The sequence below is a fragment of the Methanobrevibacter sp. genome, from assembly GCF_015062985.1.
Classification (GTDB): Archaea; Methanobacteriota; Methanobacteria; order Methanobacteriales; family Methanobacteriaceae; genus Methanocatella.
The window spans coordinates 111,254-122,652 of record NZ_SUTI01000003.1 but is presented as its reverse complement, the minus strand read 5'-3'; the positions used below and the strand labels follow the sequence as shown (position 1 = coordinate 122,652).

General features: G+C 32.2%; 16 protein-coding genes. All 16 read right to left on the bottom strand.

The features are described from left to right. Window positions 1-235: 235 nt before the first annotated feature. Window positions 236-649 carry a hypothetical protein gene (locus E7Z77_RS02545; RefSeq protein ID WP_292749821.1) on the bottom strand — a complete coding sequence of 138 codons (414 nt, stop codon included), beginning with the start codon at window positions 647-649 and terminating at the stop codon, window positions 236-238. 37 nt (window positions 650-686) lie between these two features. Beyond that, window positions 687-947 (bottom strand): carboxypeptidase regulatory-like domain-containing protein, encoded by a 261-nt coding sequence (locus E7Z77_RS02540; RefSeq protein WP_292749819.1) that lies wholly within the window; start codon window positions 945-947, stop codon window positions 687-689. Beyond that, a complete protein-coding gene (locus tag E7Z77_RS02535; RefSeq protein WP_292749817.1) occupies window positions 928-1,986 on the bottom strand; it encodes a carboxypeptidase regulatory-like domain-containing protein in 1,059 nt (352 codons plus the stop codon). The genes E7Z77_RS02540 and E7Z77_RS02535 overlap by 20 nt, the downstream gene beginning before the upstream one ends. Before the next feature lie 3 nt (window positions 1,987-1,989). Next, window positions 1,990-2,274: a hypothetical protein gene (locus E7Z77_RS02530; RefSeq protein ID WP_292749815.1), complete on the bottom strand. Its 285-nt coding sequence runs from the start codon at window positions 2,272-2,274 to the stop codon at window positions 1,990-1,992. A gap of 224 nt (window positions 2,275-2,498) precedes the next feature. Next, entirely contained in the window at window positions 2,499-2,936 is a 438-nt protein-coding gene (locus tag E7Z77_RS02525) for an HK97 gp10 family phage protein (RefSeq protein ID WP_292749813.1), read from the bottom strand. A gap of 6 nt (window positions 2,937-2,942) precedes the next feature. Continuing rightward, window positions 2,943-3,335 (bottom strand): hypothetical protein, encoded by a 393-nt coding sequence (locus tag E7Z77_RS02520; protein ID WP_292749811.1) that lies wholly within the window; start codon window positions 3,333-3,335, stop codon window positions 2,943-2,945. 30 nt (window positions 3,336-3,365) lie between these two features. Further along, complete coding sequence (locus E7Z77_RS02515) at window positions 3,366-3,752, bottom strand: carboxypeptidase-like regulatory domain-containing protein (protein ID WP_292749809.1); 387 nt, start codon at window positions 3,750-3,752, stop codon at window positions 3,366-3,368. Between the two features lie 14 nt (window positions 3,753-3,766). After that, window positions 3,767-4,816 carry a phage major capsid protein gene (locus E7Z77_RS02510; RefSeq protein ID WP_292749807.1) on the bottom strand — a complete coding sequence of 350 codons (1,050 nt, stop codon included), beginning with the start codon at window positions 4,814-4,816 and terminating at the stop codon, window positions 3,767-3,769. 14 nt (window positions 4,817-4,830) lie between these two features. Then, on the bottom strand, window positions 4,831-5,850 hold the full coding sequence (locus E7Z77_RS02505; protein WP_292749805.1) for an XkdF-like putative serine protease domain-containing protein: 1,020 nt from the start codon (window positions 5,848-5,850) through the stop codon (window positions 4,831-4,833). 241 nt (window positions 5,851-6,091) lie between these two features. Continuing rightward, window positions 6,092-6,505, bottom strand: coding sequence for a hypothetical protein (locus E7Z77_RS02500; RefSeq protein ID WP_292749803.1), 414 nt, complete (start codon window positions 6,503-6,505; stop codon window positions 6,092-6,094). A 16-nt stretch (window positions 6,506-6,521) separates the two neighbouring features. Then, entirely contained in the window at window positions 6,522-6,890 is a 369-nt protein-coding gene (locus tag E7Z77_RS02495; RefSeq protein WP_292749801.1) for a hypothetical protein, read from the bottom strand. Between the two features lie 15 nt (window positions 6,891-6,905). Beyond that, complete coding sequence (locus E7Z77_RS02490) at window positions 6,906-7,181, bottom strand: hypothetical protein (protein WP_292749799.1); 276 nt, start codon at window positions 7,179-7,181, stop codon at window positions 6,906-6,908. Window positions 7,182-7,295: 114 nt separating this feature from the next. Then, window positions 7,296-7,613, bottom strand: a complete 318-nt coding sequence (locus E7Z77_RS02485; RefSeq protein ID WP_292749797.1) for a hypothetical protein — start codon at window positions 7,611-7,613, stop codon at window positions 7,296-7,298. After that, window positions 7,610-7,897, bottom strand: coding sequence for a hypothetical protein (locus E7Z77_RS02480; RefSeq protein ID WP_292749794.1), 288 nt, complete (start codon window positions 7,895-7,897; stop codon window positions 7,610-7,612). The genes E7Z77_RS02485 and E7Z77_RS02480 overlap by 4 nt, the downstream gene beginning before the upstream one ends. A gap of 29 nt (window positions 7,898-7,926) precedes the next feature. Continuing rightward, the gene (locus E7Z77_RS02475) at window positions 7,927-8,604 is read right to left on the bottom strand and encodes an ADP-ribosyltransferase (protein ID WP_292749792.1); all 678 of its coding nucleotides are present in this window, start codon (window positions 8,602-8,604) and stop codon (window positions 7,927-7,929) included. 251 nt (window positions 8,605-8,855) lie between these two features. Beyond that, on the bottom strand, window positions 8,856-11,393 hold the full coding sequence (locus E7Z77_RS02470; RefSeq protein ID WP_292749790.1) for a phage minor head protein: 2,538 nt from the start codon (window positions 11,391-11,393) through the stop codon (window positions 8,856-8,858). Window positions 11,394-11,399: the final 6 nt, after the last annotated feature.

Here is an 11,399-nt window from a genome sequence, read left to right as displayed (position 1 = left end):
TCATGAGGTTTTAGTCACCTCCTAAAAAAATTAATATACAATAAGCAATCATTTTGAAAAAAAATTTTAAAAAAAAATAAAGTGTAAGAGATGATATTATTTTTTGACTTTATTCATCTCTTTATGTAACTCCATTCGACCTTTTACAATGAATAAACGTTGTGGTATGGTTAAATCATACTGAGACTCACATAAATGATACCCACAATAATCTAACCATATTATTTCACGGCCTTTATTGGTCTTCAGGAAATTTTTCTACTTCACGAGTAGTTGTGTCAATACCACTTATTTCATTAATTTTCTCAATTAACTCTTCAATTGCATTTCTTGGCAGTGATCCAATTTCTTCTTCAGACCATTCATCAGGGTTTTTATCATTGTTGATGCTTAGTCTGATTTTTGCAATTTTTGCTTCATTGGATGCTTCTGTTGCTTTTGCCAAGTTGATTTTTCCTTTGTTTAAAGCATCACTTCTGCCTCTTTGTGAAGATTCGTATACTCCCATTGCTTTTGCTTCAATGAGGTCTAATTCGTTTAATTGAGATTCGCTTAAAGGTTTGAGGTAGATTTCCCCACCTAAACTTTCAATGTGGCATTGTTGAATGTGGTTTATTCCTCCGAGAATATCTTCTTTTCTAAGAACCATTGTTAAATCCTCCAAATAATAATTATTATGTGTTTTTTTATCCTGTTGGTGTTAAAATAATATCAAAACTAATATTTTCAGTTGATACAGTTATAGAATCAGAATATTCATCATAACCCTCTTTAGTAACCGTAATTGTCTGAATACCAGTTGGAACATTACTTAAAGTACAACCACCAGCACTACCTGTAGTTGAAGAAATTTCATCTATACTTACAGTAGCACCACTAACAGGAGAATCTTGATCATCTTTAACAGAAATACTTAAATCAACAGTTTCAGGGTTCACCTGGCTCACTGGGGGTTATCTCTCTCGCCTCTATTTTAGGTTGATTGTTTTTTATTTTAACATAAATGTCTGTTAAAATTTCATCACCGTTGTGTAGAGTTGCTTTTTCTGTTCCAAGACTTGCAAGGCTCATTGTAGTTTCAATATCATCAGCACCACTCATATCAAATTCATTAGTAATAGTGCATGCTGGGAAATACATCTCCATGAAAAGATTAGGGTATTCACAGAGTTTTACTTCTAATTTTAATGAAGATTGTATAAGATTACATTTTGAAGGGCTTACCGCATCTACTTGACCATATCTTCCATCAAGTATTGAACGTGCATTAGACCTAGTCAATACACTTGAAAGAGACATGTTTAAATCCCTTTTTAATGCATGTGCTTTTTTCTGTGGTGCCCTACTTCCAAGACCTAGTGTTCCATCAACATTATGATTGTTGTTTCCTTCAAAGCTGAAGCTGTTTTGAACACCATCAGGGTCATTACCATTTAATAAGACTCTGACATCATAACCCATAATATAAAGGTCATTTTCCAATTCTTCAGGAACCGCATATTCTTGTCCTTCTTGAAGTATATATGATTTTTCAGTTTTGTAAATCCAATCAGCATCAACACTCATTGCTTCATCAGACACTTCTAATTTAAGACTATCACATAATAATCCGTAAAGGAATATTTCAACCATATCATATAATGCAAGACCACGGAATGATGGCAATTCTTTGTTTTCACCACCCCAGAACTCATGTATAACTCCATTACTTACAGTAGTGCATTTATAATTCCCAAGAAATGCATAGAAATACCATGCTAGTCTTTGTAAATCTGCATCTGCACTTGTAGAACCAGTAGGTTTCATGATACCTGCTCTAGCTCTACGATTCATACGTGAACCACCAGACTTTGTGACCGGTTCATCGTTTAATTTAAAATCTACGGATTCCATTCTTTGGAACCAATCCAATTCAAACTGAGCGGTTCTTATATTATTGTCTCCGTAGTCCTGTTCTACTTCGACACCGAATCCTCTATCATCCATAATTTAATCACCTAAATCAATATTTTGTTTACAACAAGGATTCCAATTAACCTGTGATTCAAATTCAAGAACAACACTTGTAACTGGAACCTTTTCTAGTTTATTTTGAACGTCCATTTCTCCAACTAGCATTAACGAATGAAATTTAACTTTTGAGATAACTCTTTCATTGAATTTATCCTTTTGAACTTGCAAATAATTATTTTTAATAGTTAGCACTACGTTTCCTGCTAATTGTCTAGCTAATTTTTCTGCAATTTCCGGTGAGGGATCATACTCAATGCACACAAATTCTATTGTGGATGTAATTTTTAGAAGTTTACCTAGATTACCTTCTTCTAAAGGAGTTATTGGATGTTGAATTATCCATATCCCTGGAGTTTCAACACCATATTCATTGTTAAATACTGAAATAACTTCTTCTACATTAGAAAGTAATCCATCTTCTCTTTCAATTTGTATACATTCCTGTATTATCTCAAAAATTTGTTCTACACGATCAGTAATATTAGCTATTCTAAAACCTCCCTTACTGCTTTAATGAAATAATTGCCAAGTTTATCTCGGGTTTGGTTTATGCTTTTTTCTACGAAATGTTGGCCTTTTTGTCCTCTTATCATTCTAGTGTATACCATTTTCCCTCCAACTTGAAATGCTATTGGTTTCCCGATAGTTTTACTGTAAATTGGAGTTTTATGAGGTCCATAAATTCCAGTACCATCATTTACATATGGAGCATAAGATGCAGGAGTTCGGATTTCTATTTCATTATCTGAAACATTTGAAAAAAACCACTGTCTAAGTAGCCCGTGGTCTACTGGGCTGTTTATCATTAAGTTTCTTACCATTCCTTGACCTGCATAATTCAAACCTTTTCTGCGAATTTCAGGCATTTTTGGACCAATTTTTTGCATTCTGGATGCATCAACTTTGATTATTACTTTAACCATTATTTTTTAGTCTCCAGTTATTGCAAAGAATTCTATTTTGTCACTTTTGTTACTGTAATCTTTGACATAAGGTTCTAAGTCTTCTTTTAAATCAGATGTGAAAATATCTGAAGAAGAGACCCTTATTGTCCAGTCTGTAACTTTTGTTCGGGGAGTGTCTCTACGTTCAATAGCTAATGCTACCATGTTTGCGGTTAATCTTAAGCAAACATTTTTTACTGCAGCTGGAAGAATATCTTCTGTGAACTGATTGTTGGTGTATGATTTAATCAAACTTTCACTTTGTAAAATCCACTCTTCTAGAATTTCATTTAATTTAGTTTCATCTGAATCATTTAATTTTAAATGTTTTGGGTTTATTCCAGTGAAAGTTTTTACTTCATCTACATCAATCCACATAAAATCTTACCTCATATTAAAAAAATAATCTTAAGGAGATCCTTGAGAATCTCCTGGTGTTACAGCAGTCAAACTAATTGTGAAACTAGTACTGTCACTTGCTACAGTAATAGTATCAGAATAGTTTTCAAAACCTTCTGCTGTAACAGTTACGGTTTTTTCACCTTCAGCCACACCATTTAAACTACAACCACCAGCACTACCAGTAGTGCCAGTGATATTGCCAATAGCAACAGTGGCCCCTTCCACAGCATTAGTTCCATCATTAACTGTGAATGTTAAATTCCTAGTAACTACTTCAGGTTCTGCTTCAGGATTTTCAACCTCACTTAATAATTCACGAAGATAATTCCATCTATGACGAGGACTTCTACGAACCCTGACAGGCAAATCCTCAAATTTAGGTATATCCCCCATAGTTAATCACCTACTTATAATTTGTTTTCGTCTTGAATTTCTGCACCTTCAGCAGCAGTTAATTTAGCTGTGATAAGTGAACTGAATACCCTGAGACCACATGCAACACGCATACGATACCAGAAATTAGTTCTTTCAATATCTGGTTTTCTTTCAGGTTCGACTTTAATGTCTTTGTAAACACCCCATTTAAGTAAGGACGGGAAAGCACCAATAGTAGGTAAAGTGTCATCTATAGCTCTACCTTCAACACTATCCAATACTGGAGAATAAACAATAGGATAGGATTTGTAATATAAAGGAGCTTGGCCAGTTAAAGTAGCATCCCCAAGATTAGTTTCCCTACTGATTAACAAGTTTCTGTAAGAATCAACTACTTCAAACGGAGCGTAAATACGGAACTCACTCATTAAAGCAGATTGCCTAATATTAGTTGGAATAGCACGAATAATCGCATCAAACATGGATTCAATAGTATTTTCATGCACGTTAAATGCAATATCGGAATTAGATGATGCAAGTTCACTAGATTCTAAACTATTGGTTGACCTTTTAATCCAACCATCCATAGTTTTTAATACTCCAGGAGTAGTATCATTCTCACCAATAACTAACTCACTGTCACCAAATACAGCAATGATTTCAGTGTCAGTACCCATACGATCCGCCATCATAGACAATTGGGTAGTTTGGAAAGATTCTCTTTCAATGTTGTCTTCAAGGTCATCATCATCAATGAAAGTTAATGCTTTTAATTTTTTAGCGTTTAAAACGTCATGACCAAAACCAATGTTAGCTGGAGTTAAATCTGGGTTGGTATCTCCGTTGGAGTCATATCCGTCTTGCAATACCATGCCTAATATTCTTGCTCCGCTGGTGACTTCTTCAAAGTTTGTCATTCTTTGGAATGCTGCGTCTTTGAGTATGGTTTGATTGGTTTCCATGTCACGTACGAATTGGTTGTATTGTTTTCTGTCTAATAATCCTGCATTTAAAGCCATGTCTTCACGCATGGATTTATCTGCACCTGCAATATCTCTTAAAATTTTGTTAAGATTTACCATAGCTTATCACCATTTTAGTATTGTTTTCTGGTTCCGTCTGGGTTTCTTCCAAGGAAACTGTAAGTATCTAAATCTTCTTGAGATTTATCTGCTTTTCTATTGTTGTGGGTTTTTCCTTGTTTGGAACCTTTATCATCATCCTCTTCTTCTTCCTCTTCTTCCTCTTCTTCCTCTCCCTCATCTTGAGGAGGAGTTTCAGTTGTGTCAGTTTCTTCAGGATTAGTTTCCTCTTCCTCCTCTTCCTCTTTGCTTTTGTCAGCAAATTCTTTTAAAGATTCAGAAATAGTATCTTTGAAAGATTCAACTAATTCCTCTTTCATACTTTTCAAAGCTTCAGCATTATCCTGTTTCATCTCTTCAACAATAGACTCAAGAGAATCAACCTGACTTTTCAATGCTTCCACTTGATCCTTTTCAGCATCACCAAGAATGCCTCTAATTTTATCTAAAATTTTAGAATCATCAGTCATTCTTTCACCATTATTTTTTATTTTGCACAATTTACTACCGGTTTGACAAGGCTTCTTAACTAATGAAACACTAAGCACCACAGGGTCCGGGATATCCTTAATCAAACCACTTAAACTACGGCTTTTCAAAGCTTCAGCTTCTTGATAATTCTCACTTTTCAAAGCTTCCAAGTATAAATCAGCAGTTCGACGTGACCTGACAGTCGGACTATAACCAGAATACTCTCCATTATAGGCCTTTTGTATTGCTTCGGGGTCAGTGACATGACTGGTCATCATCCAAGTACCACGCGGGTAAGTTTGAGTAGATCCATCAAACAATTCAAAACTCTTATCAGATTCCAGAATATAGGACTCTTTTTTATAACCCCTTTTACGTCCTGTTTTAGTGAATTCATGTTCAGAATCTACTAATCGGTATCTTTCATAATCCTGTGCAAAATCATGAACTTGTCCAACAGTCAAAGGAGGTTCACCACGATTAAAATCACAGTCAGGCATTCCAGGTATCATTACTGGAGCTGTGAGTAGTATTGAACCATCCGTTAGTTTTTGAATATGCAATTTCCTTATGCACCTTTAAAATTTAGTTTTAATATAAAAAAATAGAATCTTTGTTTTAAAAAGGGTGAGAAGTTATGAGTAGTCCTAAAATATTTACCCTGGTGGAGCAAAAAGTTAAAATCTACACATACCCCTCACATATAAAAGGTGGAAAAATAGAAAAAATATGTAAAACATCCTAAAAACTGTGAAAAATAAAAATAATAATTTATCTTAAAATTAAAATAAAATAATGTTCTGTTTAAAAAGTTAACTTTCTAAAAATGAAATTCATTCCATCAATAGCATCTTGCAACTCATCATCAGAAATATCACTGAATGGATCATAATCTGCTTTTTTTCTTAAAGATGATAACTTAACTAATTCCGAACTAATAACAGCAAAACCTTTATCCTTGAGAGCTAATCTAACTTGTTTATGTTCGGTAATAAAATCCTCCTTATTATCAAATTCATATGGTTCTTTTAATTTAAATTTAAATCTATCTTCCAACCATAATAAAGAATATAAATAGGAACTATAATAACATCGGTTAATAATAGTACTGTATACACACCGATTATCACAATTTGGAGGCACTAAATCCTCTTTTTTTTGATTTAGCAATTTGGTAAAAGTATGTAACTCATATTGAGGGGATTTTTCAATATTCATATTCTCCCTCCAATAATCATTTAATTATGATATATGCATCTTTAAAGAAATTATCCAAATGATTTGAATCAGAAAAATGTTTCATAGATTCATGAATAGATTCAGATAATAAATATTTCTGTTCTTTATTTATATTAACATCACAATGTATAGTAAAAACTTTTTCAGGAAGTTTTCCATCATAAATTGTTTCAATAGAAATATTATCTCCTAAACCTAACTGTCTAGATAAAGATAATAATTCAGTGTAAAACATTGAAATTTCATTCTTATGATATCTATTATTCTCTTGGATATTAAGGATTTTTTTAAAAGAACCAATGAAATCATTATCATTACCTTTATTAGAGGTATCAAAATAATGTAAACTATTTCTAGAAAACATGAAATACCTCCTTAATTAGTTTAAAGAATTTTTAATAATTTCCAAATTTTCAGGATTGTCATTAACTTCAATAAGAACAATATTATTATCTATCTCATTATCATTCCTATAAGCTAAATTAAAAATATCTTCAGTAACTTCTCCACTTTTTAAGATAAATGCTGCTCCAACTGGAATAATCTTTTTATCCCCAAAATTTTCATTTAATTTATTTAAAAATTCTTCTTTGAAAATATCTTCAAGATACACACCTTCTTTTAGAATTCTTAAACATTTAACATCATCTGCCATCTTCTCACCCACGTAAAAAAAAGTTTCAACTGTGCCTTCAAAAAATAAATAATATTTTGAATTATAATTATGTTCATAATTATAATTCAGGAGGCATATAAATTTTTCTAAAAATTATGATCTAGCAGATAGTTCTCCAAACTTATCAAAACAATCGCAATGCCAAAAATCATCAAATTTTTCAGCCATTATAACCATCCTACGAGCATTGTCTGGAACAATAGTGCAATAATACTGGTCATTTTCAAAGTGGTAACAATCAAATAAAGCATAACTCCTATTCCCTTTAGAATTTATGTAAGGCAACATTTGTTTAACTATCCTAAAAGAATCAAAAGATCCTTCCACTTCTAAATTTAATACAGCTAAAGGTAAATCTAATCTTAAATAAAATTGATTTAATAACTCTTGAACTGTTTGAGTTTTTGTCATTCTTTCACCTCTTTCCAGATGAATAAGTCCCAATGACCTGTGGCCTCACAATACTCCCTGACAATACGATCTTCAGCTTCCTCCCAAGTTTCACCCGGATTAATCCATTTGTCACCCCGGCCAAAAATAAACCAATTACCAGACTCATGGAGTTGTTTTCTTTCAAGACGTTTCCAAATATCTTTCAAAACAGCACCATCATTATAAGATTGGGATCTATGAAATAACCACTGTGGAAATAATACATCATTTCTATTTATAATTTCATCAGCATGATCTACCAAATAATTTATATTAATCCATTCAGCTCGTTTCATTTATAACCTACCACCCTTAATTTTATAGGTATTAACTCTTCGCCCATTGCTCCTTTAACAGGTTTGCCTCCAAACTTAACAATTTCAACTTTACATTTTTTGAGTAGTAATTCCATTTCATTAGCATATTTCTCACCAGCATAATCACCACCGATAATTTCACCTTGCTTAATAGGTGCTAAATATGCTCCTCTGGTTCCTGCTGGTGCTTCAATCTCAATCAGATAGTGCATTTCCTTAGCATTTGTTTTACTAAACCACAAAGCACCTTTTTTTGAGATTGCAGTTGCACGGAAATTAGGGAAATCTATAATATCTCCAACAACAGGAGAATCTCCTAAATTATGATGTTCTTGGACACGCCATAAAGTCATATCCTGTTTTAATTGATTGTTTAAAATATTATCCAAAACGGGAATATCATGGGAAATACCTTCTGCTAAAGATTTTGCATTGCCTTTAATTAGTTTACCTGTGGTTTTATCAATGACTTTATCATAATAATATTTGTAATATAAATTTTCAGATGGATTTTTTTGATATGCTTTTGCCTTTTGTTCAATCCATTTTTCGAATTTTTTGACATCTCTTCCACAGTCAACTTCAAAGTTGGTGAAAGCTTTATAATCTGAAGTTAACCATCTTTGAGCGACATTATATTCACGATCAGTCATGTCATGTGCATCTAATGTAAAGTAATCTTCGATTTTTTCACCGTTTGGTAGTAAACCATCATCAGTAGTGCCTCTAAATTTCTTGAAATTTTTAGGATTTTTATCTAAAGGAATTTCAGATTTATAGTTAGATAAAGGTTGCTCTAAAACACTTTTATCTAATTTTAATTCTGTTTTTAATTGTTTATATAATTTTTTAAATTCAACTGTTTCTTCATAGTCTAAACCTTTTGCTTGAGTATTTACTGAATTTAAAAAGCAAAACGGTCTTTTGATTCCAAAAATTCAATTCTCTTTAATTCTTTTGAAGATAACTTTTCACCGATTAATTCTTTTTTATTTAAATAAATCCATTCATCAGATTCTTTTTTAGTTAAACCATATTTTTTAATGGATTTGTAATATTCATCAGATCGGTATGAAGGTTCTTCTATTTGGAATTTCAAATCAGTTGTTAATTCCGGTAAATCCCACTCATCTTTATGCTTATTGTACAATCGGATATACTCTTCGTTGTGTCTAGGTTCTAATTTACCATCAGATAATTCCTTATGGTACTGGTTAAGTTTGATTTTATCATTTAATTCATTTTTATATAGTTTTTCATCCGAGGATAACCCTGCATTATTCTGTTTTAATTGTTTGTAAACTTTTTTTTCATCAGCAGTTAATTTAAATGCATTTTTATTTGTACTTAAACCTTTTTTGTTAATTTTTATAGGTTTAATTTCGATATTTCCTTTTGGAACCCAATCTCTAAACTGTTTAACCAAACGTTCATATCTAATACTCCTTGAAGGATCTATTTCATCAAATGCAAATATATCAGTAGGGTCACCACCTTCAAGTAATACTTTATTTCTGAGTTCATTGAACTCCTTTCTATCTGCAAGTTCTTCAAATTCCATTCTATCATGGAATTTTAATCCACCTTCTTTTTCTTTTTTAATAGTTAACTCTTTTAATCTTACATTTTCGGCTTCTGTTAAAGCATATTTATCATAACCTTCTACGGACTGGAGGGCTCTTATTTTTCCTGAAGGATTAGTTTTCTTGTAGAAATTTTCTATATCCTCCCTATGATTTTTCACTTTTTGTTGAGCATTAACCTTCCAATTAGTTTTAAACTTTTCAGGATGCTCTAATAACTCTTCAGCAAATTTAAATTTATGCTGATGAGGTCCTTTTGCTTCTTGTAAAGTAAGTTTAGTTTCACTACGTAATTTAAAATTATTCCCTCTTTTTAAATTAGAAGTTGCAGCCATTAATTCAGCAAACTCTTCAGAAGTATTCTTACTAGAATAAATAGTAAGTTGCTCTTCAATGTTCTTTGAATTTAGATATTTGTTATCTAATTTTTTTGCATCATCTAGATGTTTCTCAAGAATTGATGCGACTTTATTATACTTTGCTTTTTCAATTCCAGATAAGAAAGTATCATCAAATAAATGGCTAAGTTCATGATCAAGCACCCAGTCAAAAGGTTGTCCTCCACTACGTTTCAGACCATTATCAAATATTTCAACTTTAAAATTATCAGCAAACCCCCGTGGACTATTTGAATAACCTTTATAAAATTCTATGTCATCTACTCCAACTTTTAGATTAGGGTGAGATTCATCATATATTCTTAAAATGTCTTTCAAGCGATATCCATTAAACTCATTATAACTCTTAGAATTTGTGAAATCAATGTAATTACATTTATTATACTTATCTTTAGCAAATCTTAGTATTGTATCATGTTTTGGGTCATAAAATTCAAAAGTTCTCATTCCTGCTTCTTCATAATATAAACCTTTTTCTCTATATTCATATCCAAAATAATCTGCAATTTCTTCATGTGTTTTCAATGCTTTGAATTTTGGGTCATTAGAAATAGGTGTATTGGCTAATGAGTATTCATGTGCATAATCATTTTCTAATAATCGTGGAGGGTTCCAGTAGTCTAATGTTGGGATTAAATCTTCTTCTTTGAATGGTGCAAATGATGGGGCAATATAACCATCCGGAATAACAAAAGGAGCATTACTACATCTACAATTAATCCATTCTTTTAGCGGACCTGATGTGTCTCCAGGATATCTCAAATCATTGCTATATGTTCCTCCCATTGGTATGATTTCACGATCTACATCCAAGTGTGAAGTTCTTGTCCTGGAGTCATGTGCAGCTATCCATTGAGTATATTCAACTCCCATTTCTTGGTAGATATCCATTGTTCCCATATTATGGGCGTTATGGATTTCTGTACGTGCAATCCTTGTAGATTCCCATGAGGATAACTGGTCAAACCTTTTAGTGATGTCATTTCGTACAACATTGATTCCTTTTCCGTTACGATAGCCATCACTTAATATTTTATTAATGTCTGAATCTATACGATTCATTGTACGTTCACTGGCTGTGAAAGTTTGATTTAATAATTTTTGCTCAGACCATGGGTTAGTATCAAATAGCTCATCCTTTTTAATTGTTGCATTTAATATGCTGGGCGTTTTACTTGCTTTATCAGCATAAGTTAAACTACCTTTTTTTGCTTTTTTACGTGCAAGTTTAACTAATCTACGGCCAGTTTTACGTCCAAACTTGTATTCCTTATGATTGAACTTACGTAGAATATTATAATATTCCTGTTGAGCTTCAAAAATAGGGGCCAATATCAAGTCAGCATGAGCTTGAAACATGAACTCTTCAGAGTAAAATTCTTCCAATTCACTGAGTACAGATTTTTTAAGGTTCTGGAAAAAAAGTGTTAATTCATACTTTAACGCTTGTTCATTGTTCAAGCTTCT